Source organism: Cellulosimicrobium sp. ES-005 (assembly GCF_040448685.1).
Lineage (GTDB): Bacteria > Actinomycetota > Actinomycetes > Actinomycetales > Cellulomonadaceae > Cellulosimicrobium > Cellulosimicrobium cellulans_G.
Genome location: NZ_CP159290.1, coordinates 952,549 through 976,571 on the forward strand (window position 1 = coordinate 952,549; position 24,023 = coordinate 976,571).

At 72.7% G+C, this 24,023-nt stretch carries 18 protein-coding genes; 17 read left to right on the plus strand and 1 reads right to left on the minus strand.

Translation table 11 applies throughout. From position 1 onward, the window contains the following. Positions 1–2: 2 nt before the first annotated feature. The 11 genes from ABRQ22_RS04120 to ABRQ22_RS04170 are packed head-to-tail and all read left to right on the plus strand — an operon-like array spanning position 3 to position 14,555. Positions 3–965, plus strand: a complete 963-nt coding sequence (locus tag ABRQ22_RS04120) for a glycosyltransferase family 2 protein (protein ID WP_253053147.1) — start codon at positions 3–5, stop codon at positions 963–965. A 1-nt stretch (position 966) separates the two neighbouring features. Continuing rightward, positions 967–2,217 carry a glycosyltransferase family 4 protein gene (locus ABRQ22_RS04125; protein ID WP_353708678.1) on the plus strand — a complete coding sequence of 417 codons (1,251 nt, stop codon included), beginning with the start codon at positions 967–969 and terminating at the stop codon, positions 2,215–2,217. After that, positions 2,214–4,016: an ABC transporter ATP-binding protein/permease gene (locus ABRQ22_RS04130; RefSeq protein ID WP_353708679.1), complete on the plus strand. Its 1,803-nt coding sequence runs from the start codon at positions 2,214–2,216 to the stop codon at positions 4,014–4,016. Before ABRQ22_RS04125 ends, ABRQ22_RS04130 begins: the two co-directional genes overlap by 4 nt. A 2-nt stretch (positions 4,017–4,018) precedes the next feature. Then, positions 4,019–6,655, plus strand: a complete 2,637-nt coding sequence (locus tag ABRQ22_RS04135; protein WP_353708680.1) for a glycosyltransferase — start codon at positions 4,019–4,021, stop codon at positions 6,653–6,655. Continuing rightward, on the plus strand, positions 6,652–7,782 hold the full coding sequence (locus ABRQ22_RS04140) for a glycosyltransferase (protein ID WP_353708681.1): 1,131 nt from the start codon (positions 6,652–6,654) through the stop codon (positions 7,780–7,782). Before ABRQ22_RS04135 ends, ABRQ22_RS04140 begins: the two co-directional genes overlap by 4 nt. Next, the gene (locus tag ABRQ22_RS04145) at positions 7,779–8,909 is read left to right on the plus strand and encodes a glycosyltransferase (protein ID WP_353708682.1); all 1,131 of its coding nucleotides are present in this window, start codon (positions 7,779–7,781) and stop codon (positions 8,907–8,909) included. Before ABRQ22_RS04140 ends, ABRQ22_RS04145 begins: the two co-directional genes overlap by 4 nt. A gap of 29 nt (positions 8,910–8,938) precedes the next feature. Next, a complete protein-coding gene (locus tag ABRQ22_RS04150) occupies positions 8,939–10,081 on the plus strand; it encodes a glycosyltransferase family 1 protein (RefSeq protein ID WP_353708683.1) in 1,143 nt (380 codons plus the stop codon). Continuing rightward, entirely contained in the window at positions 10,078–11,214 is a 1,137-nt protein-coding gene (locus ABRQ22_RS04155) for a glycosyltransferase family 1 protein (protein ID WP_353708684.1), read from the plus strand. Before ABRQ22_RS04150 ends, ABRQ22_RS04155 begins: the two co-directional genes overlap by 4 nt. Further along, entirely contained in the window at positions 11,211–12,347 is a 1,137-nt protein-coding gene (locus ABRQ22_RS04160; RefSeq protein WP_353708685.1) for an acyltransferase family protein, read from the plus strand. Before ABRQ22_RS04155 ends, ABRQ22_RS04160 begins: the two co-directional genes overlap by 4 nt. A gap of 22 nt (positions 12,348–12,369) precedes the next feature. After that, positions 12,370–13,479 (plus strand): glycosyltransferase, encoded by a 1,110-nt coding sequence (locus ABRQ22_RS04165; protein ID WP_353708686.1) that lies wholly within the window; start codon positions 12,370–12,372, stop codon positions 13,477–13,479. Then, positions 13,476–14,555, plus strand: a complete 1,080-nt coding sequence (locus tag ABRQ22_RS04170) for a glycosyltransferase (protein WP_353708687.1) — start codon at positions 13,476–13,478, stop codon at positions 14,553–14,555. Before ABRQ22_RS04165 ends, ABRQ22_RS04170 begins: the two co-directional genes overlap by 4 nt. On the opposite strand, the gene wecB is transcribed toward ABRQ22_RS04170, so the two are convergent. Continuing rightward, a complete protein-coding gene (wecB, locus tag ABRQ22_RS04175; RefSeq protein ID WP_353708688.1) occupies positions 14,545–15,624 on the minus strand; it encodes a UDP-N-acetylglucosamine 2-epimerase (non-hydrolyzing) in 1,080 nt (359 codons plus the stop codon). The two genes, ABRQ22_RS04170 and wecB, sit on opposite strands and share 11 nt — an antisense overlap. Before the next feature lie 275 nt (positions 15,625–15,899). On the opposite strand from wecB, the gene ABRQ22_RS04180 reads away from it, so the two are divergent. From ABRQ22_RS04180 to ABRQ22_RS04205, 6 genes are all read left to right on the plus strand, one after another. Further along, positions 15,900–17,126: a cell wall-binding repeat-containing protein gene (locus ABRQ22_RS04180; RefSeq protein WP_353708689.1), complete on the plus strand. Its 1,227-nt coding sequence runs from the start codon at positions 15,900–15,902 to the stop codon at positions 17,124–17,126. Between the two features lie 67 nt (positions 17,127–17,193). Continuing rightward, the gene (locus ABRQ22_RS04185) at positions 17,194–18,327 is read left to right on the plus strand and encodes an acyltransferase (RefSeq protein ID WP_353708690.1); all 1,134 of its coding nucleotides are present in this window, start codon (positions 17,194–17,196) and stop codon (positions 18,325–18,327) included. A gap of 164 nt (positions 18,328–18,491) precedes the next feature. After that, positions 18,492–20,606 (plus strand): cell wall-binding repeat-containing protein, encoded by a 2,115-nt coding sequence (locus tag ABRQ22_RS04190; RefSeq protein WP_353708691.1) that lies wholly within the window; start codon positions 18,492–18,494, stop codon positions 20,604–20,606. A gap of 178 nt (positions 20,607–20,784) precedes the next feature. Continuing rightward, on the plus strand, positions 20,785–22,095 hold the full coding sequence (locus ABRQ22_RS04195) for a nucleotide sugar dehydrogenase (RefSeq protein ID WP_353708692.1): 1,311 nt from the start codon (positions 20,785–20,787) through the stop codon (positions 22,093–22,095). 138 nt (positions 22,096–22,233) lie between these two features. Next, positions 22,234–23,193: a glycosyltransferase family 2 protein gene (locus ABRQ22_RS04200; RefSeq protein ID WP_353708693.1), complete on the plus strand. Its 960-nt coding sequence runs from the start codon at positions 22,234–22,236 to the stop codon at positions 23,191–23,193. Continuing rightward, positions 23,190–24,023, plus strand: a complete 834-nt coding sequence (locus tag ABRQ22_RS04205) for a glycosyltransferase (RefSeq protein ID WP_353708694.1) — start codon at positions 23,190–23,192, stop codon at positions 24,021–24,023. Before ABRQ22_RS04200 ends, ABRQ22_RS04205 begins: the two co-directional genes overlap by 4 nt.

Here is a 24,023-nt window from a genome sequence, read left to right on the forward strand (position 1 = left end):
GGATGTACAAGGGTGCGCGGATCGCCGCCGTCGTGCCGGCCTACCGTGAGGAGGCCATGATCGCGACGGTCGTCACCACGATGCCGGACTTCGTCGACGACATCGTCATCGTGGACGACTGCAGCCCCGACGGGACCTCCGACGTCGTCAAGGCGCTGGACGACCCGCGCGTGACGCTCGTGCGCCACGAGGTGAACAAGGGCGTCGGCGGGGCGATCATCACCGGGCACCGCACCGCGATGGGGCTGGGCTCGGACGTCAACGTCGTCATGGCCGGCGACGCCCAGATGGACCCGGACTACCTTCCCGACCTCTTGGACCCGGTGACGTCCGGCGGCTACGGCTTCGCGAAGGCGAACCGGTTCTTCCGCCCGGACTCGTACACGGGCATGCCCCGATATCGCGTGTTCGGGAACATCGTGCTCTCGTTCCTCACGAAGTTCGCGTCGGGGTACTGGCACCTCTTCGACCCGCAGAACGGGTACACGGCCATCCGGACGTCCGTGCTGGAGAAGCTCGCGCTCGACCGCGTCGCGGAGCGCTACAGCTTCGAGAACGACCTGCTCATCCACCTGAACGTGGCCGGCACCGCGGCGGTCGACGTCCCGATCCCCGCCGTGTACGGCGCCGAGGTGTCGAGCATCCGTCTGGGCAAGGTCGTCCCCGAGCTGCTCAGCCTGCTCTTCCGCGGGTACTGGTACCGGATCTGGTACCGGTACGTCCTCTGGTCGTTCTCCGCCGTCGCGCTGCTGCTGTTCTCGGGCCTCCTCCTCACGCTCTTCGGCGTCGTCGCCGGGGTCTGGATCATCGCCGCGACCTGGGACTCGCCGCCGGCCACGGCCGGGACGGTCCTCCTCGCGGTCACCCCGTTCGTGCTCGGCGTCCAGATGCTCGTGTCGTCGTTGCAGCTCGACATCCAGGAGAGCCCCGACACCCCGACGCTCGCACCGTTCGACGAGGGCTGACATGACTTCCCGCAGGCCACGGGTCGTCCTCGCGACGCGCATCTACTCACCCGAGCCGGCGGCGGCCTCGTTCCGTCTCCGCGCGCTGGCGCGGGCGCTCGTCGAGAGCGGCGCGGCCGTCACCGTCCTGACGACGACGGCACCTCAGGCACCCGCCCCCGAGGACCCGGACCCTGGCGTGCGCATCCGGCGATGGCCTGTGCTACGCGACCGCACCGGCTATGTCCGCGGCTATCTGCAGTACCTGAGCTTCGACGTCCCCCTCCTCCTGCGCCTGCTGTTCTCGACCCGCCCGGACGTGGTCGTGGTGGAGCCACCGCCGACGACCGGGTTCGTCGCACGCCTCGCGTGCGTGGTGCGGAGGGTCCCGTACGTGTACTACGCGGCGGACGTGTGGTCCGACGCGGCGAACTCGACCGGTGCGCCAGCGCCGGTCGTCGCCGCCGTGCGACGCGTCGAGGGCTGGGTGCTGCGCGGTGCGCGACGCGTCGTCGCGGTGACCGAGGAGGTCGCCGAGCGCACCCGGGCGCTGGGCGCCCGCGAGACCGTCGTCGTGCGCAACGGCATCGACACGGACGTCTTCCGGCCGGACGGACCCGTCCCGGACGGTGCTCCCGCCGGTCCCTACGCGATCTACGCGGGAACGACGTCGGAGTGGCAGGGAGCGGACGTGTTCGTGCGGGCCATGGCCACGGTCGCCGAGGCGGTGCCCGGCGCCACGCTCGTCGTCCTCGGGCAGGGCAGCGCGTGGGCGGACCTCGAGGCGGTGGCGCGCGCGCTGCCCGACGGCGGCGCGTGCGTCCGGATGCTACGCCCGGTCCCGCAGGCAGAGGCCGCGGCATGGCTGCGCGGCGCGGCCGTCGCCCTCGTGAGCCTGCGGCCCGGCCAGGGCTACGACTTCGCGTTCCCGACGAAGGTGCTCGCCGGCGCGGCCTCGGGGACACCCGTCCTGTACGCCGGCCCCGGCCCCGCGCGGGGGGTGATCGAGGAGAACGGCCTCGGCCGCGCTGTCGCGCACGACGTCGACGCCGTCGCTGAGGCGATGTCAGACTTGCTCGAGGCCCCCGCGGACGACGGCCCGAGGACGCGCAGCGCCGGCTGGGCGCGGACGCACGCGTCGATCGCGGCGTCGGCGGCCGAGGTGGCGCGGATCGCCGTGGCGGCGTCGCGCGTCCCGGACCATAGACTAACGGCGCCGACACTGGGCGGCGTCCGACCATCGCCTGGTTTGACCGAGGAGCACGACGCGTGAGACAAGTCTGGGGAACCCTGCGGGACCTCCTCCCGCTCCTCCCGAGGCGCGCTCGCCGCTTCCTGGTCGGGTACTCCGTCGCGCTGAGCTCGCTGGCGCTCCTCGACGTGGCGGCGCTGGCGCTCCTCGCTCTCACCCTCACCTCGATGGTGGCGGGCGAAGGTGTGTCCCTGCCCGTTCTGGGGCAGCTGCCCGCCGGAGGGATCCTCTGGATCCTGGGTGCGGTCTCCGGACTCATCGTCCTCAAGGGGCTGTTCAGCGTCGTCCTCCAGTGGGTCGCGACGCGACGGTTCGCCGCGTACGAGCTCGAGATCGGCGACAAGCTCTTCGACGCCTACATCCGCGCCCCGTGGACTGAGCGGCTCAAGCGCAACACCGCGGAGCTCGTGCGGCTCGCGGACGTCGGGATCGGCAACACGACGTCCGGCTTCCTCCTCCCCGTCGCGTCGCTCCCGGCCCTCGCGACGACGTTCCTGGCGGTGCTGACGGTGCTGGTGATCGCGCAGCCCGTGACGGCGGCGATCACCATTGCCTATCTCGGGATCATCGCGCTCTTCCTCTACCTCGCCGTCTCTCGCCGCGCGTTGGTGGCCGGTCGGGTGAACCGCGACTACTCGATCAAGGTCGGCCGGCTGATGACCGAGATGGTCGGAGCGCTCAAGGAGGTCACGCTGCGTGGCCAGGCCCCTGCGGTGGCCCGGGTGGTGCACGAGAACCGCCGCCACTCCACCCGGGCGCGATCGAACATCTCGTTCCTCTCGAGCGTGCCCAAGTACGTCCTGGAGACGGCGCTCGTGGGCGGGTTCGTCCTCGTCGGCGGCGTGACCTTCGCGCTCGACGGGCAGGCGGCCGCCATCAGCGCGGTGGCCTTCTTCGGCGTCGCCGGCTTCCGGATGGTGCCCGCACTCACCGGGTTCCAGGCCGTGATGACCCAGACCGCGTCCACGATCCCTCACGTCCGCGCGGTCATCCTGGACATCCAGGCGTCCCGCGGCTACATCGAGAGGGCGGAGCGGGTCGGGCACGAGCCCATCCACGGCGACCCCACGACGCTCGTGCTCAACGGGGTCTCGTTCACCTACCCGGGTGTCGAGACGCCCGCTCTGCGCGGCGTCGATCTCACGATCCCCCTCGGGACGTCGGTCGCGCTGGTCGGATCCTCCGGCGCGGGCAAGTCGACGCTCGTCGATCTTCTCCTCGGCCTCCTCGAACCGTCCGAAGGCTCGGTCGAGCTGGACGGCGTCCCGCTCCACGAGATTCTCGCGGACTGGCGCTCGCGTGTCGGGTACGTCCCGCAGGACGTCGCGCTCTTCGACGCGAGCGTCGCGCAGAACGTCGCTCTTACGTGGGAGGAGGACTACGACGTCGAGCAGGTGCGGTCGGCGCTTCGAGAAGCACGGTTGCTCGACGTCGTCGACGCCCGCCCCGGGGGGATCGACGCGAGGATCGGAGACCGCGGCGTCGCGCTGTCGGGCGGACAGCGGCAGCGGGTCGGCATCGCGCGGGCCCTGTACGCGCAGCCGCTGGTGCTCGTGCTCGACGAGGCGACGAGCGCCCTCGACTCGCAGACCGAGTCCGAGGTCACGGCGGCGATCAACGAGCTCCACGGCGAGGTCACGGTCATCGCCGTCGCGCACCGGCTGTCGACGATCCGCAACGCGGACATGGTGTGCTTCATGGAGGACGGAACGATCACGGCCCGGGGGACCTTCGACGAGCTCGTCGCCTCGGTCCCGGAGTTCGCCAAGCAGGCGGTGCTCGCTGGGTTGGCGGGCAGCGGCCCCGAGACGGCGCGGTGACCGTGGCGGGATCCTCCTCGCTCCCTGGCGCGCGCGGCGGGCGCAGGCCGCGGATCGCGCTGCTCGTCTTCAACGACGCGTCGACCGACGCCCGCGTGCTCAAGACGGCCGATGCGCTCGCGGCGTCCGGAGCGGTCGTCCGTCTGGTCGCGTTCTCGGCGCACCTCCAGGCTGCACCCGGCCTCGTAGCGCGAGGTCGCGACGTCGAGATACTCAGGGTTCCTGTCCTCGAGCTCGACCACGCACCGGCCCGGGCCGGTGCCTGGGCGCGTCGACAGGTCTCCCTCCTGCGACGCGGGCGTGGAGATGCCACGCCGCCGGTCGGCGCGCCGCGGAGCGACGGCCCGGGCACGACGAACGCCACGCCGGCACCGGTCGAGCTCCGCGGCGCGAAGGGCACGGTCGTCGACCTCTGGATGCGCATGCACCACACGCTGCGGCTGGCGTCGTACCACGCCCGCTCCTACCGCGCCCTGGTGTCGTGGCGACCGGATGCCATCCATGCGAACGACGCGAACACGCTCGTCCCCGCGTGGGCGGCCGCGCGGAGGCTCGGGGTCCCGTTCGTCTACGACTCGCACGAGCTCTGGACCCACCGGATCAAGGCGGGTCACCGCCCGGTGGCACGTCGGTGGGAGGCGTTCGTCGAGAGACGGCTGGCGCCCCGAGCGGCCGCCGTCGTGACCGTCTCCCCGAGCATCGCGCACCGGCTGAAGGACGTGCTACGGCTTCGCGAGCTGCCGACCCTCGTGCGGAACGTCCCCGTGCGCTCGGGCGAGCCCGACCCGTCCCAGGGCTCGCTGCGACGGCTCGCAGGTCTGTCGCCGCAGGATCGCGTCGTCGTCCACATCGGTGCCGTGACGATCGGGCGCGGGCTCGAGCAACTCCTGTCCGTCCTGTCGCGCCTGCCCGCCGACGTCCACCTCGTGCTGCTCGGCCCCGCGTCGTCGACCTTCGTGGAGAAGCTCGACCGGCGCGCCGAGAGCCTCGGCGTCGGCCTGAGGGTCCATGCCGTCGGTGCGGTCCCTCCGGAGCAGGTGGCGCAGGCGGCGGCGGACGCGGACGTCTCCGTCGTTTCGATCGAGCCCCTGACCCTGAGCCTGCGCTTCTCGCTGCCGAACAAGCTCTTCGAGTCGCTCCATGCCGGGCTGCCCATCGTCGCGTCCGACCTTCCCGACATCGGTCAGGTCGTCACCGACGCAGGTGCGGGCGTGGTCGTCGACTTCTCCGACCCGTCGGCTGCGGCGCGCCGGATTCTCGACACGCTCGAGGACGGGGACGCCTACCGCACGGCGGCGCGGGCGGCGGCGCGCTCCCTCACGTGGCAGTCGGAGGTGCAGAACCTCGTCGAGGTCTACCGGCGGGTGCTCCTGCCCGGCACGGAGCGGCGGTCCCTCGTGCACCGGGCGGTCGCCGCCTGGACGAAGCACCGGCGGAGGCTGCCCCCCGGGCTCGGTGCGGTCGTGGACAGGGCGGTCCACCAGTTCCCCGATCCTCTCCGGGACGCCTACGACCGTGCGGTGTTCGGGTTCTCCGCCGCGGATGAGGTCGCGCCGCCACCCCTGCCCTCGTCGGGGCGTCGGCTGTACGTCGCGCCGACGAACTACGCGGGGCAGGGAGACGCGTACGCCCGGGCCGTCGAGCGGCACGGGGGCGTGGGCGCCGTCTCGATGAAGGCGTCGCCCGGTCCCGGGACGCTCCTGTTCCCGGCGGACATGGTGGTCGGGAAGTCGGTCTACCTGGCTTCGCGCGGCTGGCAGCGTAGGCAGCGGGAGTACGTCTCGCAGTTCACCCATGTGATCGTCGAGTCGGGCCAGACCCTGTACTCGCCTGCGGTCCCGGGAGCGGTCGAGAGCGAGGTGCGCGACCTCCTGGACCACGGCGTGCGTGTCGCCCTGCTCTTCCACGGCTCGGACGTCCGCCTCCCGAGCGCCCACCTGGAGCGGGAACCGTGGTCGCACTTCGCGCAACCGCCGTTTCTCGGTGCGGAGCGGTACGAGGAGCAGGCGCGACGGAACCGCGCGCTCGCGGACGAGCTCGGGACCGCGGGCGTCCTGACGTTCGTGACCACCCCTGATCTGCTGACCGACGTCCCGTCCGCCCGGTGGGTTCCCGTCGTCGTGGACCCCGCACGTTGGTCGGACACCGCGCGCGAGGACGTCCTCACGCGGCGGGTCCCGGTGGTGGTGCACGCGCCGAGCAGGTCCGCGGTCAAGGGGACCGACCTCGTCGAGCCGGGCCTCGTGGAGCTGGACCGCCGGGGTCTGATCGAGTATCGACGGGCCGAGGGCCTGTCCTGGCGCGACATGCCGGCGTTCTACGGCGACGCGGACGTTGTGCTGGACCAGTTCAGGGTGGGGAACTACGGCGTCGCGGCGTGCGAAGCGATGGCGTCCGGGCGCTTGGTGGTCTCGTACGTCTCCACGGACGTGCGCGCCGAGGTGCGACGTGCCTCGGGCCTCGACCTGCCCGTCGTGCAGAGCACCGGCCCGGACGTGGTGCGCGTGCTGTCCGAGATCCTCGAGGACCGCGAGGCCGCACGTGACGTGGCCCTCAGGGGGCGGTCATTCGTCGCCACCGTGCACGACGGGACGCGGAGCGCCGAGGTGCTCAGCGCCTTCATCGAGGGGGACGCATGACGTCCGAGATCATTCCCGTGGGCGCGTTCGACGCCTCGGCGGCACGTTCGCCGCGGGTCGACGTCGTCGTCGCGGTACACGACCTGACCCGGCCCGTCGGCAGGGCTGTGGCGTCGGCGGTCGGGCCGACGGCAGGAAGCCCGACGGGCTCCGTCCGGGTGACGGTCGCGTGCCACGAGCTCGGTGCGGCACGGGTTGCGAGCGTCCTTGACCCTCGGCTGGGCCCATCGGTACGCCTGCTGGAGGTGCACGACGGCCTCGGCAGCCCGTCCGGCCCCTTCAACGCGGGGTTCGACGCCGCCACGGCGCCGTTCGTCTCGATCATCGGATCGGACGACTTCTTCGAGCCCGGTGCGCTTCGCGCGTGGACCGACCGGGCCGAAGCGACCGGCGCGGACGTAGTGATGGCGCGGCTGCGCGCGCAGAGCGGGTCCGGCATCAACACCCCCCGCGCCCGTCCGTTCCGCAGCAGTCGTCTGGACCCGGTCAAGGATCGGCTCGCGTACCGGACGGCCCCGCTCGGACTGCTGCGTCGCGCCACGCTCGACCGGCACGCGCTCCGTCTAGATAGCGGTGTGAAGGTCGGCGGGGACCTTGCACTCGGTCTGCGGCTGTGGGCCCTCGCGGACCGCGTCGAGCTCGGCCGTCAGGACCCGGCGTACGTCATCGGCGAGGACGCCGTCACACGCGTGACCACGACGCCGCGCCCGCTCACGGTCACGCTGGCACCGTACGAGTCGCTCCTCGCGCAGACGTGGTTCGCGCGGATGCCTCGGGCGTACCGCCGCTCGGTCGCGATCAAGGTGCTGCGCATCCACGTGCTCGGGGCGGTCGTCGCTCGGGGGCCGGCCGACTCGTGGTCCGCGGCGGAGACGGCGTACCTGCACGAGGTGGCCCGGGGACTGGTGCAGGTAGAGCGCGGCGTCCTGCGGCCGTTCTCGGTTGCCGACCGGGTGCTGCTCGACGCTTGCCTCGATCCGCGGAGTGACGCGGGCCGCATCGTCACGGCCGTCGCGCGCCGCGCGCAGACGTCGCGGACCGGACGGCTACTCCCGCCGAACCCGCTCCACGCCCTCGACCGCGAGGGCACGCTCCGCTACTTCGTCGCAGACAGGTTCTGGCGATGAGCGGCCCCGACCGGGGCGCGCTGCGTGTGGCGGTGACGACGGGCCCCGTCTCGATCCCTCCGACCTACTTCGTGGCGGAGCACCTCAGGCACATGCCGGACGTGGACGGGAGGGTCTTCGCGATCGCTGCGAGCGTCACGGACCCGCGGCTCCGTGACCTCGTCACAGGGGTCGTGCCGTCCGGGGCGGGGGGCTGGCGGACCGTCCTCAGTTATCAGTCCGCCGTCCCACGGCTCCGCGCGCAGGTGCGTCGGTTCCGACCTGACCTGGTGCACCAGCACTTCGCGACGTGGAGCCTGGCGGGCGCGGGCGCGGCGGCCGACCTCGGTGTCCCGTTCCTGGTGACCCTGCACGGCTACGACGTGTTCCTCCGTTCCGCCCCGGTGAGAGACGTCTGGTCGTTCCTCACGGCGGTCAACCTCCGACGCTGCGCCAGCCGCGCGACGTCGCTCCTCACCGTGAGCCAGTGGCTCGCCGGGGAGGCCGTACGGCGCGGCTACCCGGCGCGCTCGGTAGAGGTGCAGTACCAGGGCGTCGACACGGACTTCTTCACGCCCGGGACGCCGCAGGAGACTGAGCTCCCCGAGATCCTGTTCGTCGGCGGGCTCGAGGAGCGCAAGGGCATCCGCGACGCGATCCGGGCCTCGGTCATGCTCTCCGCGGACGTCCCGCACGTCCTGCGCGTCGTGGGTCATGGGAGCCTGGCAGGCGTGGTCGCGAGCGCCGCGCAGGAGCATCCGCACATCCGCCCCGAGGGTCTCGTCGACCGTGAGCGCGTGCGGCAGGCGATGCGTTCCGCGGCGGTGTTCGTCATGCCGACCCAGAGCGACGGCGACTGGCGGGAAGCGGCAGGTCTCGTCACCGCGGAGGCCCAGGCGTGTGGCGTCCCCGCGGTCGTGTACGACTCCGGAGGGGCACCGGAGATGCTCGTCGACGGCGAGACCGGGATTGTCGTCCCCGAGCGGGACACGCGCGCGCTGGCGGACGCCCTCCGGGAGCTGCTCGCGCTGGACCAGCGCGAGCGGGCGGCGATGGGAGCCCGGGCGCGTCGCTTCGTCGTCGAGGAGCGCGACTCACGGCAGAGCGCCGCCGAGCTGCGGGCACGCTACGAGCTCCTTACCCACTGACCCACCTTCGAGACCCCTGGAGCGGACCCATGGCCGAGAGCAGCAGGCGGACGATGCTGATCGTGTCGTTCTCCCCGCTGGCGGGAGACGCGCGGGTGCTCAAGCAGATCCGGCACTTCGCCGCCTCGTACGACGTCACCACGTGCGGCTACGGGCCGACACCCCTGGAGGGCGTCGAGCACCTGGCGATCCCCGACGACGCACGTCACGAGCTCGACGGACGGTTGGTGACGACCCGGGTCTACCCGCTCGTGCACCGTGCCGTCCCCGCGGTGCGGGCGGCCCGCCGCGTCTTGGCGGGTCGTCGCTTCGACGTGGCCATCGCCAACGACCTCGAGACGGTTCCGGTCGCCTTCGATGTCGCCGAGCCGGCGCACGTGCTCGCCGACCTCCACGAGTACTCGCCGCGCCTGCACGAGGACAACCCGGCCTGGGTCCGCCGGATCGCTCCCTACTACCGCTGGCTGGCTCGTCACTATGCGGCGCGCGCCGGCGCGGCGACGACCGTCGGCGACGGGCTCGCGGAGGCCTACCGCGACGAGCTGGGCGTCGAGTGCCGTGTCGTGACGAACGCCGCGCCGTACGCCGCGCTGTCGCCCGGGCCGGTCGTCGAACCGGTGCGGCTCGTCCACAGCGGAGCCAGCCTGCGCAAGCGCAACCTGATGCTCCTCCTCGAGGCCGTCGACGCGTCTACCGCCCCGGTGTCGCTCGACCTCTTCCTCACGCCGAACGACCCTGGCTACCTGACCGAGCTGCGCGAGCGCGCGGCGCACAGCAGCCGGGAGATCACAGTCCACGATGCCGTGCCCTACGACGAGCTCCTGGCGACGCTCAACCGGTACGACGTCGGCGTGCACGTCCTCCCGCCGGTGAACTTCAACAACGAGTGGGCGCTGCCCAACAAGGTCTTCGACTACGTGCAGGCCCGGGTCGCGCTGATCGTCGGTCCGTCACCCGAGATGGCGGCGGTGGTGCGGGAACGAGGGATCGGCCTCGTGACGGAGGACTTCTCCGCGGACGCGCTGGCGCGGGTCCTCGACGCCCTGACCCCTGCGCGTGTCGCGGCGCTCAAGGCCGCCTCGGACGCGTCGGCGCACGACCTGGCGTCGGATGCTCAGGTCGCCGTCTGGGACGAGGTCATCGCGGGGCTCGCCAGGGTCGGTACCCGATGAGCGAACGCCCGTCGGTCCTCGTCCTGTCCTTCTCGAACATCGCGTCCGACGCCCGTGTCCTCAAGCAGGTACGCCTGCTCGCCCAGGACTACGACGTCACGACCTGCGGTCACGGCCCGGCACCCGAGGGAGTCACGGCGCACGTCGAGGTGCCCGCGGACCGCATGGCGTGGGTCAAGGACCGTCGGCTGCTGCTGTTGCGCCGCTACGCGGCGGTGTACCGCAGGAACTCGGCCGTGTCCTGGGCGCGGGAGCATCTCCCGGTCGGCGCGTTCGACGTGGTCCTCGCCAACGACGTCGAGGCGGTTCCGCTCGCGGTGGAGCTCTGCCCCCGTGGTGGCGTGCACGCGGACCTGCACGAGTACGCGCCGGGCCAGAACAGCGAGCTCCGGCGCTGGCGCTGGTTCGTGGCCCCCTATCTCCGTTGGCTCGTGCGGACACGGGTGCGCGGCGCCGACTCGTTCACGACCGTCGCGCCGACACTCGCACGACGCTACGCACGTGACCTGGGCGCCCCGGTCAACGTCGTCGTGAACGCCACGCCCTACGCGGACCTCGCGCCGCACCCAACGGCACGACCGGTCCGTCTCGTCCACAGCGGGGTCGCGCAGCGGAACCGCTCGCTCGAGCTCATGATCGACGCGGTGGAGGCTTCGTCGTCGGACGTCCTGCTCGACCTCTACCTCGTCCCCAACGACCCGGTGTACACCCGCGAGCTCGAGGAACGCGTCGCGGGCTCCGCGCGGGTGCGCGTGCTTCCGCCGGTCGCGTACGACGACCTCGTCGCGACGCTCAACCGCTACGACGTGGGCGTCTTCGTCCTTCCGCCGGTCAACCCCAACTATGCGGCCGCGCTCCCGAACAAGCTGTTCGACTACGTCCAGGCACGCCTCGGCGTCGTCATCGGTCCGTCTCCCGAGATGGAGGAGGTCGTGCGCGGCCATGCACTCGGAACCGTGACGGAGTCCTTCACCGCCGAGGCGTTGCGCACGATCCTGGACGGCCTCGACGTCGAGAGGGTCGACGAGTGGCGGCGCGCCTCGGACCGCGCCGCCCGCGAGCTCTCCGCGGAGGTCAGGTCGCGGCCGTGGCTCGACGCGGTCGAGGCGCTCGTCGCCAGGAGGCCGGGGTGACCTCGGGCACGACCGACGTCGCGGGTGCTCCGCGCGTCCCGGTCCCGGCGCACGTCGACGCGCCCGCGCGCGGGTCGGCCCCCGACCTCGCGTGGTTGGACTGGCTGCGCGTGCTCGCGATCGTCGGCGTGGTCACCATCCACGTCGTCGGGTCCACGGCGCTCGCGCCCTGGGCGAGGACGTCGCGACTGGGCTGGCTCGCGATCTGGCTCGACATCGGCTTCGTCTTCGTGGTCCCGGTCTTCGTCATGATCAGCGGCGCACTGTTCCTCGACCCGGCTCGGTTTCGTGGCACGGGGGACTTCCTGCGCCGACGCGCGCTCCGCCTGCTGCCGGCACTCGTCGTCTGGCACCTCGTCTACTGGGCGTTCCGGGTGGTGTACCTTGACCAGGAGATCGGCGTCCGGGACTTCCTCGAGTCGACCGTCACAGGTCGGCTCTACCCGCACCTCTACTACTTCTGGGTCGTGCTCGGCCTCGTCGTAGTGACGCCGGTGCTCGTGCCGTGGGTGGCCACGGCCCCGCGACGCTCACTCCTCCTCGCGGGGCTGTGCGCCGCGAGCATGCCCGTCCTGACGGTCGCGCTGCGGAACGGCCTCGAGGCCGCGCCCGTGTGGGTCGAGACCCCGTGGACCTGGTGGCTGTTCTATCTCGGCCTCTACCTGCTGGGGAGCGCGCTGCGGGACGTGGTCCTGCGGGGCGTGGCGCTCGTCGCTGCGGGCACCGCCGCGGTCCTGCTGGGCGCGCTGCTCACGTGGCAATGGCGCAACCCCGCGGCGCCCGGTTGGCTGCAGGTCGTCTCGCCCGTCTCCTACTACGGGCTTGGCGTGCACGTGTACGCGGTCCTCGTCCTCCTCGTCGCCCGCGCGCTCGTCAGACCGGGCGGCGTCGGCCGCGTCCTGGCACGTCCGGCTCCCGCGCGGGTCGGGCGAGTGCTCGGCGCGGCCACCCTCGGGGTCTTCTGCTCACACCTCCTCCTGGTACCGGTCGTGGCGGGGATCCCGGCGCTCGGGGGTGACGCGGCCGCGGGGTCCTCCGTCCAACTCGTCGCCCGCGTCGCGTGCGTGCTGGTGATCTCCTACACCGCCACTCTCGTCCTGCGGCGCGTGCCCGTCGTTCGGTCCGTGCTGTAGAGCGGTGCTAGCGTCGCCCTCCGTGCATGCTGATGTCTCCGCTCCCGAACGTGGACCCGACGTCGACGTCGTCGTCGCGGTCCACGACGTCCGTCGCCCCGTCGCACGGGCCGTGGGCTCGGCGCTACGGAACCGGGCGCGCGTGCGCGTCACGGTGGTCTGCCACGAGATCGGGGCGCACTCGGTGGCTCCGCTCCTCGACGGCCTGGGCGAGGGGGTACGCGTCCTGGAGCACCGGGACGGGGTCCGATCGCCGGCAGGCCCGTTCAACCACGGTCTCGACTCTGCCACGGCACCGTTCACGTCCGTCCTGGGCTCGGACGACGTGCTCGAGCCGGGGGCGGTCGACTCGTGGCTCCGGACCGCGCGGCGGGACCGTGCCGACGTCGTCGTCGCACGGGTGCGCCACGAGGCGGGCCCCCCGATGCGGACGCCGCCCGCGCGACCTTGGCGCCGCGCGCACCTCGACGGGGTCCGCGATCGTCTGGCCTACCGCAGCGCGCCGCTCGGCCTGGTGTCGACGGCTCGGTTCGGCGCCCTGCGCTTCACCCCGGACGTGGAGGTGGGGGAGGACATCTCCTACGTGCACGCGCTGTGGTTCTCCGGTGCGGCCGTGAGCCTCGACCGCGGCCCGGCGTACGTGGTGATGGACGACACTGCGGGCAGGGTCACGAGAGAGTCCAGACCGGTCGGTACCGAGCTCGCCTACGTCCCGCGCGTAGTCCGCGAACTGCGAGACCTGCCGCAGGACGTCCGCGACGCGGTCGTACGGAAGCTCGTCCGTATCCATGTCTTCGGCGCCGTCCACAACCGGCCCGACGCCACGGCCTGGGGGCCCGACGACCGCACCGCGCTCCGGAAGGCCACGGTCGAGCTCCTTGGTGCGGCCCCCCGGGCGGCCGCGCCCTTCTCTCGTGCCGACCGGGCGCTGCTTGACGCGGTCCTGGACACGACGGTCGGAGCCGACGTCCTCGTCGCGGCTTCCGTCGCGCGGCGACGGTTCGGCCGGCCGGGGACGCTCGTGCCGCGCGACGTGCGGTGGTCGTTCCACCGCGAGGCCCCGCTACGGTTCATGGTCGCGTCGGCGCTCGCGGGTCGCTCGCGCCCGACGCGCGGGGCGGGTGCGGCATGAGGATCCTCGTGGTCACGGCGTGGTACCCCAGCGCGGACGACCCCGCGACCGGTGCGTTCGTCGAGAAGGATGTGCTGACGCTGGCGGCCGCGCACGACGTCGAGGTCCTCCATCTCGTCGCGCCCCGCCTCGCGTCCGGCGACCCGTTCTCGGTGCGTGGCGGCGTCGTCGTCCGGCAGGTGCCGATGGACCCTGCGCGGCCCGATCACTGGATCCGCGCGTCCCGGGCGGCGCGTCGTCTCGCGCGGGGGTTCGACGTCGTGCACACGATGGCCTTTCCGTCGCTCCTGCCGTTCCTCGCCCGCCGCCCGGGTGTGCCGTGGGTGCACACGGAGCACTGGTCGGGCATCTCCAACCCGAGCTCGCTCCCCTGGGCGTGGCGGGCAGCCATGCCGTTGCTCGGCCGCGCGCTCGCCCGGCCCGACGCCGTCACGGCCGTGTGCGAGTATCTCGCTCGGCCCGTCGGGCGTCTCCGGCGCGGACCGGTGGAGGTCGTGCCGTGCGTCGTGGAGCCGCCCGACGCCGTGGTGCCCCGGCCGCGGGCGGGCCGGCTCGTGGCCGTGGGCGGTCTCGTACCGGGCAAGGACCCGCTCACGGCCGTCGACGCCCTCGCGCTCCTCGCCGCGGACGTACCGGACGTGTCGCTGACCTGGGTGGGGGACGGGCCGCTGCGCGAGGACGTGCTGCGTCGGGCTGGGGAGCGGGGCGTCGCGGACCGGCTCCGGCTGGTCGGCCGCCTACCCGCACCCCGCGTGTTCGCCGAGCTCGACCGGGCCGACCTCTTCCTGCTGCCCACGCTCCGCGAGAACTTCTGCGTCTCTGCCGCGGAGGCGCTCGTCCACGGCCGGCCTGTCGTCGCCGGCGCGAACGGTGGTCACGCCGAATACCTGGACCCCGCGGTGGGAGAGCTGGTGGGCACGCAGTCCGGGGCGGCGTACGCGCGTGCGGTGTGTGCCGTCCTCGGACGGACCGCCGAGCTCTCCGCCGCGGACGTCGCCGCGACGGTCGGTGACCGCTTCTCGGCCGCGACGGTACGTCGGGGCTACGAGTCCGCGTACCGGCAGGTCATGCGCTGACCTCGCCCGGCGCGTCACGGAGCAGCACGTCGATGACGCGCTCCGCCGCGCGCCCGTCCCCGTACGGCGCGGCTCCGGTCGCTTCTGGCGCAGGACGGGTCACCGCGTCGCGGACCTGGTCCGGCTGGGCGAGGACGTTCCAGCCGAGTTCGACGGTCTCCACCCACTCGGTCTCGGTCCGCAGCGTCGTGCACGGGACGCGCAGGAGGAAGGCCTCCTTCTGCAGGCCGCCGGAGTCGGTGACGACGCCGGCGCTGGCGGAGACCGCCGCCACGAGGTCCGGATAGGCGAGCGGCGAGCGGGGACGGAGAGCTCCCGTCTCGAGCTCGATACCGTGCTCGGCGCACTTCGCGACGAGACGAGGGTGGGCGAGCAGCAGGACGGGCCGGTCGAGCCCTGCGAGGCTGGCGACGAGGTCGCGGAGCCGCGCGGGGTCGTCGGTGTTCTCGGCACGGTGCAAGGTCGCGAGGTAGTACCCCCCGGGTTCGAGGCCGGCCTCGGCGAGCAGCGGGAGCGGGCGGTCGGCAACGGCGTCGCGTACCTGGTGGAGGACGTCGGTCATGACGTCCCCGACGAGCACGGAGCGTGCCGCGAGCCCCTCGGCGGCGAGGTGGTCCATCGCCACCTGCGTCGGCGCGAGGCACAGGTCCGCGGCGTGGTCGGTGAGCACGCGGTTGTGCTCCTCGGGCATCCGACGGTTGAAGGACCGCAGTCCCGCCTCGAGGTGCGCGATCGGGCGATGGAGCTTGACGGCGCTCAAGGCCGCGGCGAGCGTCGAGTTGGTGTCTCCGTAGACGAGCACCCAGCTTGGGGCGTGAGCGTCGAGGACGGCGTCGAGCGCACCGAGGATCGCTCCGGTCTGGACGCCGTGGCTCCCGGACCCGACACCGAGGTGGACGTCCGGGTCGGGGATGCCGAGCTCCGAGAAGAAGACGTCCGAGAGCATCGGGTCGTAGTGCTGCCCCGTGTGGACGATGACGTGCTCGACGCCGGCGGCGGTCGCGGCGTGGGCGATCGGGGCGAGCTTGACGAACTGCGGGCGCGCGCCCACGACGCTGAGGATCTTCACGGACATCGATGCTAACGGGAGCCGGGCGTCAGGCTCCGCAGGGCACTCGTCGAGAGGTCGCCCTCGCGGCTGGCGTGCCCGTCGACGGCCCCGCGTGGGTGTCGGTCGGACAGCGGCTTCCTCCCCGCGTTCGGGAACGCTACGATCACGGCGCTCGGGGGGCCGTCGTCGACGGGTTCACCCGTTTCGAGCAAATCGTCGAGGAAGTCGAGATGCCCATGGCAACAGGAAGTTCGCGCACGGCCCGGTCCCGGGTCGTTGCGTTCGCGTGCGCGGTGGCGACGGTCACCGCGGGTGCCCTCTTCGCAGCTCCCGCCCAGGCCGCTCCCAGCACCCCGGACGGCGCCGACGCGGCGCTCGTCGCGGCCGCCCAGGAGCGGGTCGCCCACCTCCGGGCCTTCCGTCCCCAGGACACCGAGCCCGTTGACTCGGTCGCCGTCGAAGCCCTCGCCGCTCGGGCGTTCGGGGCCGAGCCCGCCGCGCTCGCCGTCGCGGCGGACGAGAGCGTCGACCGCGTGTACGGCCAGAACCGCTGGGAGACCGCCGTCGCCGTCTCGCACCTCTACGGCCTCGGCGACGGCGGACGGTCCGGTGTCCTGAACGGTCGCATCGACGCCGACGAGCAGGCGGCGCCGGTGGTGTACGTCGCGAGCGGGATGGGCTACGCCGACGCGCTGTCGGCGGCGCCGGCCGCGGCGTTCAACCGCGGCCCGCTGCTCCTGACCCCGGCCGCCGCGATCCCGGAGGTCGTGCTGTGGGAGATCGAGCGCCTCCACCCGGCACGGATCGTCGTCGTCGGCGGAACCGCCTCGGTGTCCGACGCGGCGTACGCGCAGCTCGCGGCGATCCAGCCGAACATCCGGCGGGACGCCGGTCGGGACCGCTATGAGACGTCGCGCGTCGTGGTCCAGCGCGGCTTCGACTACGCCGCGCGCGGGATGGACGCCTCGAGGATCGCGTACCTCGCCAGCGGCACGGGCTACGCCGACGCCCTCGCGGCGAGCGCGGCCGCGGCGACGGTCGGTTCGCCCGTGGTGCTCGTCGACGGGCGGGCGACGACGGCCGACGCGGCGACGACGGTCCTCCTGCGCGACAGGCTCGGCGCGGAGTACCTCTTCCTCGCGGGCGGGGCGGCGTCGATCTCGTCGGCCTACGAGCGCAACCTCCTGGCTCAGCCCTGGGTGACCGTCCCGACGCGACTCGCCGGCAACGACCGGTTCGGCACCGCGAACGCGATCAACGCCTACCTCTTCGGCCTGCTCCACGCCGACGGCGTGCTGACGCCGGGCTCCGTGAACTACACCTCCGGCCTCAACTTCCCGGACGCCCTCTCAGCAGGGGCTATGGCGGGATACTTCTTCGAGCCGCTCTACCTGTCGCTGCCGTCGTGCATCCCTGCGCAGGCCGTGCGTGACCCGCGTTCGTGGGGAGTCACGAGCTTCTACGTCATCGGCGGCCCGGGCGTGCTCGATGCCGCCGTGGAGAACCTGACGACCTGCTGAGTCGCCCGGCCCTCGGTAGCCGGGGCCCTCGGACACCTCGTCCGGGGGCCCCGGTACGCTCCTGCCCGTGGCCTCCCCCCCTCCTTCCACCCCGGTGCCCTCCCGCGAGGCCATCGCGGCGTCGTCGCGGCTGCCGACCGCCGGCGTCACCGGCCTCGAATGGGTCTCGTGGCTTCGTGTCCTCGCGATCGCCGCCGTCGTGTGCATCCACGTCGTCGGTCACGACGCCATCGTCGACGGCGCCCGGGGGACGTTCCACGGCAACCTGGCGATCTGGCTCGACTTCGGATCGGACTATGCCGTCCCGGCGTTCGTCCTGGTCAGCGGGGCGTTGCTGCTCGACCCAGCACGGTATGCCGGGGCCGGGGCCTTCCTGCGCAAGCGAGCGCTGCGCCTGCTCCCCGCCGTGGTCGTGTGGCACCTGGTCTGGTGGGCCTTCTGCGTGGCGGTGCTGGGCGAGAACCTCGGCGTGCGCGCGTTCGTCGAGCAGTCCGCGACGGGGCGGCTCTACACCGCGCTCTACTTCTTCTGGATCGTGCTCGGGCTCGCGCTGGTCACCCCGGTGCTCGTGCCGTGGGTGAGCACGACAGGACGACGCCCGGTGTGCGTCGCCGGAGCCGCACTCGTCGGGATGACGGCTGCGTCCGCAGCCGCCGAGGGTGTCCTCGGGCTACCGGTCGCGTGGGTGCACACGGCCTGGACGTGGTGGATCCCGTACCTCGGCCTCTACCTGCTGGGCTGGGGCCTGCGCGACGTCGTGCTGCGCGGCTGGGTCCTCGCCGCGGCAGCCGTCGGCGCGGCGGGGATCGGCGTGCTGCAGTGGTGGCTCTGGGAGAACCCTGCGGCACCGGAGCTCGTGCGCCAGCTCCTGCCGACGACGTACTACGGCGTCCAGGTCCAGGTCTACGCCGTCCTCGTGTATCTCGTCGTCAAGAGCGTGGTGAGGCCGGGCGGTCTGCTCGGTCTGCTGGCCACGCCTCGCGCCGCTGCGGTTGGTCGTGTCGCGGGAGACGCGACGCTCGGCGTGTTCGTGCTCCACCTGATCGTGTGGAACCTGATGCTGGCGCTGCCTGTCCTGGGGGGCGCCAAGGCGGCGGGCTCGGCCCCGCTGATGCTCGGGCGTGTGGTCTTCGTCCTCGTGGTGACCTACGCGATCGTGCTCCTGCTCCGCCGGGTCCCGGTCGTCCGACGCGTCCTGTAGGCGCGTCAGGACGCGGCGCTTCTCCCGGGCCGTGATCTGGGCTAAGTTCCCTTCGTCCGCATTCTGTGTCGAGGCGGACATTCCGCGCATCCCTAGGAGGCGATCCCGTGGCGCGTCACTCTGCACGGACCACACCGAGGCCGAGCGTCACGAAGAGTGCGCCGGTGTCGGCACGTTCCGTCGCGGGCAAGGCTCTCTCGTACGGCGTCACCCCGTTGCTCGTGCTCTCCGTGGTGCTCGCACCGGCGGGGAGCGCCCTGCCCCGGTCGTCCGTGCTCGAGCCAACGGCGGGGCAGGCTGACGCGCCACCGGTCGCCGCCGCCCTGCCCCAGGTGGGTCCTCAGGCGGCTCAGGTCGAGACGCACGACGTCGCCGAGAACGGTGCCGTCGCCGTCGCGGAGAGCTTCCAGACCGCCGCCGTGACGTGGTCGTCCGAGATCGACGCAGCCGTGCCCGAGATCCGGCTGCGCGCGCGGGCCGTCGACGGGTCGTGGGGTCCATGGACCCACGTGGACCGGGCGACAGACGGAGCGGACGCCGCGACGAGCGACGTCGTGTCGTCGAGCACCGTGTACGTGGGCGACTCGGACGCGGTGGAGATCGCCACCGTCGACGACGACGCGACCCTGCCCGACGGCGTCCAGGTCACGACGGTCTCCTCCGAACCGACAGGCTCGGCGGCCGCACAGAGGTCCGGGGCCGCGCCGGTGGCTGGGGCCGCTGCGGTCTCGGCTGCGGAGACCCCCTTCCCGACGATCATCACGCGTGAGCAGTGGGGCGCGGCTCCGGCGTCCTGCGCCTGGGGCTCGGCAGCGACGCTCAAGGGCGGTGCGGTCCATCACACGGTGAACGCGAACGACTACACGTCGATGGCCGAGGCCATGCAGATCATCAGGAACGACCAGGCGTTCCACCAGTCCGGGAACGACTGGTGCGACATCGGCTACAACTTCCTGGTCGACAAGTGGGGGAACGTCTACGAGGGGGCCGATGGCAGCATCGAGCGAGCGCTCATCGGAGCGCACACCGGTGGCTTCAACACGGGCACGGTCGGGGTAGCGATGGTCGGCACCTACACGAACGTGGCACCCTCGACGGCGCAGCTCGACGGCGTCGCGAAGATCATCGCCTACCGGCTCGCGCAGTACGGCGTCGACCCGGCAGGGAAGGCAACGTTCACCGCGGCGAGCAGGACGGCCGGCGGCCGGTTCGAGGCCGGACAGTCGGTGGTCCTCCCCAAGGTCTTCGGTCACCGGGACACCCATCAGACCGAGTGCCCCGGCACGCTCGCCTACGGGAAGCTGTCGTACATCCAGAGCCGTGCCTCCCAGTACTTCGGAGAGCTCGGCACCGCGGTCGAGCGGATCTCGGGTGCCGACCGGTTCGCGACGTCCGCGGCGATCTCGGCCGCCACCTTTGCGCCCGGGGTGAAGGTCGCGTACGTCGCGAACGGCATGGCGTTCCCGGACGCGTTGTCCGGAGGACCGGCCGCTGCCGCCTCCGGTGCCCCGATGCTCCTGGTCGGGCCCACGACGGTGCCGAACCCCGTCGTGGACGAGCTCAAGCGGCTCCGACCGGAGCGGATCGTCGTCCTCGGCGGTGCCGGGGTGGTCTCCGCGGACGTGGTCACCCAGCTGAAGAGCCTGACGGCGACAGGGCAGGTGAGCCGCCTCTCCGGGGCCGACAGGTTCGCCACCTCGGCGGCGATCTCGACTGCCACCTTCGCCCCCGGAGTCGAGGTGGCCTACGTCGCGAACGGTCTGGCGTTCGCGGATGCGCTCTCCGGCGCCCCCGCGGCGGGGGCTCGGAAGGCGCCGGTGCTGCTCATCAGCCAGAACGCCGTCCCCGGGTCGGTCTCGGCCGAGCTCCGGCGGCTGCGTCCGGGCCGGATCGTCGTGCTGGGAGGCACCGGTTCGGTCTCCGCCGCCGTCGCGAAGCAGCTCGCCGAGTACACCCCGTCGAAGAGCGTGACCCGCGCCGCGGGAGCGGACCGCTTTGCGACGTCGGCCGCGATCTCGGCCGCGACGTTCGACCCTGGTGTCCCCGTCGTCTACGTCGCGAACGGGCTCAACTTCCCGGATGGGCTCTCCGGAGCGCCCGCGGCCGGAGCGGGTGGTGGGCCGGTGCTCCTCACCGTGAGGGACAGCCTTCCCGCTGCCGTGGCGGCGGAGCTCGAGCGGCTCGACCCCGCGCGGATCGTCGTGCTCGGTGGTCCGGGTGTGGTGTCCGACCCCGTGCGCGCCGCGCTCGCCGGGTACCTGAGCGAGCCCGCGCCCTGACCCACGCGCTCGGACGTGCCGCTCCTCGTCGAGGTGAGCGGCCGGCTGCCGCGATGATCGGCGCCTCGCGTATCCTGCACGGTGGTCCGACCGCTCGACGCTGAACGACACCGTCGCGGTCCCCCGGATCCGGGACACGCTGCCGGACCGACCACCCGCTCGCCGGAAGGAACACTCGATGCGCATCGCCGTCGTCGCCCTGGGGAAGATCGGCCTTCCCCTGGCCGTCCAGTTCGCGTCCAAGGGACACGAGGTGATCGGAGTCGACGTCAACGCCGGTACGGTCGCCACGGTCAACGAGGGCCAGGAGCCGTTCCCGGGCGAGGCGTACCTCGCCGAGAAGCTCGCGGAGCTGGTCCCGGCCGGACGGCTGCGCGCGACCACCGACTATTCCGAGGCGATCCCGGGTGCCGACGCCGTCGTGCTCGTGGTCCCGCTGTTCGTCGACGAGGAGACGGCAGCGCCGGACTTCGGCTGGATGGACGCCGCGACGAGGTCCCTCGCGGAGCACCTGACGCCGGGGACGCTCGTCTCGTACGAGACGACGCTCCCCGTCGGCACCACGCGCAACCGGTGGAAGCCGATGCTGGAGGAGATCTCAGGCCTGGTGGAGGGCGAGGACTTCCACCTCGTGTTCTCGCCGGAGCGCGTGCTGACCGGTCGCGTGTTCGCGGACCTCCGCAAGTACCCCAAGCTGGTCGGCGGGCTCTCGCCCGAGGGGGCGGAGCGGGCGCGGGCGTTCTACGAGGCCGTGCTCGACTTCGACGAGCGCCCGGACCTCGACCGCCCGAACGGAGTCTGGGACCTCGGCTCGGCCGAGGCGTCCGAGCTCGCGAAGCTCGCCGAGACGACGTACCGCGACGTGAACATCGGCCTCGCCAACCAGTTCGCCCTGTTCGCCGACAAGCAGGGGATCGACGTGCACGCCGTCATCGACGCGAGCAACTCCCAGCCGTACAGCCACATCCACCGTCCGGGCATCGCCGTCGGAGGGCACTGCATCCCGGTGTACCCGCGGCTGTACCTGTCGGTCGACCCGGACGCGTCGATCGTGCGCGAGGCCCGCGCGGTCAACGCGTCCATGCCGGAGCGCGTCGTGGGACGTGCGGTCGACCTCCTGGGGTCGCTCGACGGGCTGGACGCCGTCGTGCTCGGCGCCGCGTACCGCGGCGGCGTGAAGGAGACGGCGTTCTCCGGGGTCTTCGCCACCGTGAAGGCCCTGGAGGCGCGGGGCGCGTCGGTCCGCGTGCACGATCCCCTCTACTCCGACGCCGAGCTCGCCGCGCTCGGCTTCGCTCCCTTCCACCTGGGGGACCGGGCGGACGTCGTCGTGGTCCAGACCGACCATGCCGAGTACCGCGAGACCGGCCGCGAGAGCGTGCCCGGGGCGCGGCTCGTCGTCGACGGTCGCGGCGTCACGGACGCCGGGCGCTGGGCGGGGGTGCCGCGCGTCGTGCTCGGGCGGGGCGACGCCCCCGACGAGGCCTGAGGCGCGCAGGGCGCCCTCCCGCACGTCGCCCGGACGTCGCCGGCAGACCTCCTGACCTGCGCATCCACCCGCTGCGGGTGGACTATCCTGCACGAGCGCCTTCGCGCGTCTCCATCCAGCCGATCCCCGAGGTTCTCCATGCGAATCGCCGCGGTCGTCGTCGCCTACGACCGGCGTGACCTGCTCGTCGAGGCGCTCGACGCGCTCGCTGCGCAGACCCGTCGGCTCGACGCGGTCGTCGTCGTCGACAACGCGTCCCACGACGACTCGGCGGTCGTGGCGGCCGAGCACCCCGTCGGGGCCGAGGTGCTCGAGCTGCCCCGGAACACGGGCGGTGCCGGCGGCTTCGCGGTCGGCATGGCCCATGCGGTCGAGGCCCTCGACGCGGACCTCGTCTGGCTGATGGACGACGACACGATCCCGACACCGACCGCCCTGGCCGAGCTGCTCGCCGCGCGGGAGGCGTACCCGGGTCCGGTCGCGCTGCTCGGGAGCCGCGTCGTCTGGCACGACGGCCGCGACCACCCGATGAACACGCCGCGCCGTCGCCCGGGGGCGTCCGCGGAGCAGATCGCGCGGGCCCGGGAGTCCGGGGCTCTTCCCGTGCGGTCCTCCTCGTTCGTCTCGATGCTGGTCGACGCGCGGGCGGTCCGGCACCACGGCCTGCCCGTCGCGGACTACTTCATCTGGAACGACGACTTCGAGTACTCGGCCCGGTTGCTGCGCCGGGGGACGGGCCTGCACGTGCCCGCGTCCGTCGTCGAGCACCGGACCAAGAAGTTCGGGGCCACGGACGCCGACCCGGGCGAGCGCTTCTACTACGAGGTGCGGAACAAGCTCTGGATGCTCCTGCGCTCGCCCTCGCTCTCGCCGGAGGAGCGGTTCCTCTACCTCGGGGCGTCGCTGCGGCGGTGGGCGCGCACCTTCCGTGGCTCCCGGAACCGCGACGTCCTGCGCTCGGCAGGTCTGCGCGGTGCGCGGGACGGGCTGCTCCGCGGTCCCCGGCGCAACGCGGCGGTGCTGGCGGACATGGGCCCGCTGACCGCGGAGGTCGACGCTCTGGACGCGGGGCGCAGCCGGCGGGGGCCCGCGGCATGACCACCGTGTCGCTGCCGCCGTTCTCGCTCCTCCTGCCCGTCTACCACGGCGACGACGCCGCCCACCTGCGCAGGGCCTTCCGGTCGGCGACGTCGGAGCAGCACCTCCCGCCCGCCGAGGTCGTGCTCGTCCAGGACGGCCCGGTGGGTCCTGCCCTCGGCGAGGTCGTCGCGGAGATCGAGTCGGCGGGGCAGGGGGTGACGGTCGTCCGGCTCGAGCGCAACGTGGGGCTCGCGCTCGCGCTCGAGGCGGGGCTCGCACGGTGCAGCCACGAGATCGTCGCCCGCACGGACGCCGACGACGTGTGCCGGCCGGAGCGGTTCGCGCGCCAGATCCCGCTCGTCGCCGAGGGGTACGACATCGTCGGGACCGCCATCCAGGAGTTCGTCTCCGAGGACGAGCCGGGCCTCGTGCGGGTGCCCCCGCTGTCGAGCAGGGACATCGAGTCGGGGGCGCGCTTCCACTCGCCGTTCAACCACCCGACCGTCGTGTACCGCCGGTCCGCGGTCGAGGCCGCGGGCGGCTACCAGGACCTGCCGCTCCTCGAGGACTACTGGCTCTTCGCCCGCATGCTCGCCCGCGGGGCCCGCGGTCGCAACCTTCCCGAGCCGCTCCTGCTCTACCGGGTGGGTGCGGGCGCGTACGCGCGGCGCGGCGGGACGCGCCTGCTGCGGTCGGAGATCGAGCTCCAGCGCCGGATGCGGCGCATCGGCTTCACGTCGCGGGCACAGGCGCTGCGCAACGTCGTCGTACGGGGTGGGTACCGTCTCGTCCCGGAGAAGGTCCGGACGGCGCTGTACCGCACGTTCCTGGCGGACAGGAGAGGTTGA

What these genes read in the sequence shown, in the direction of transcription:
- ABRQ22_RS04120 (WP_253053147.1), top strand. Translation starts at nt 3, where the DNA reads ATGTACAAGGGTGCGCGGATCGCCGCCGTCGTGCCGGCCTACCGTGAG.
- ABRQ22_RS04125 (WP_353708678.1), top strand. Translation starts at nt 967, where the DNA reads ATGACTTCCCGCAGGCCACGGGTCGTCCTCGCGACGCGCATCTACTCA.
- ABRQ22_RS04140 (WP_353708681.1), top strand. Translation starts at nt 6,652, where the DNA reads ATGACGTCCGAGATCATTCCCGTGGGCGCGTTCGACGCCTCGGCGGCA.
- ABRQ22_RS04145 (WP_353708682.1), top strand. Translation starts at nt 7,779, where the DNA reads ATGAGCGGCCCCGACCGGGGCGCGCTGCGTGTGGCGGTGACGACGGGC.
- ABRQ22_RS04150 (WP_353708683.1), top strand. Translation starts at nt 8,939, where the DNA reads ATGGCCGAGAGCAGCAGGCGGACGATGCTGATCGTGTCGTTCTCCCCG.
- ABRQ22_RS04155 (WP_353708684.1), top strand. Translation starts at nt 10,078, where the DNA reads ATGAGCGAACGCCCGTCGGTCCTCGTCCTGTCCTTCTCGAACATCGCG.
- ABRQ22_RS04170 (WP_353708687.1), top strand. Translation starts at nt 13,476, where the DNA reads ATGAGGATCCTCGTGGTCACGGCGTGGTACCCCAGCGCGGACGACCCC.
- ABRQ22_RS04195 (WP_353708692.1), top strand. Translation starts at nt 20,785, where the DNA reads ATGCGCATCGCCGTCGTCGCCCTGGGGAAGATCGGCCTTCCCCTGGCC.
- ABRQ22_RS04200 (WP_353708693.1), top strand. Translation starts at nt 22,234, where the DNA reads ATGCGAATCGCCGCGGTCGTCGTCGCCTACGACCGGCGTGACCTGCTC.
- ABRQ22_RS04205 (WP_353708694.1), top strand. Translation starts at nt 23,190, where the DNA reads ATGACCACCGTGTCGCTGCCGCCGTTCTCGCTCCTCCTGCCCGTCTAC.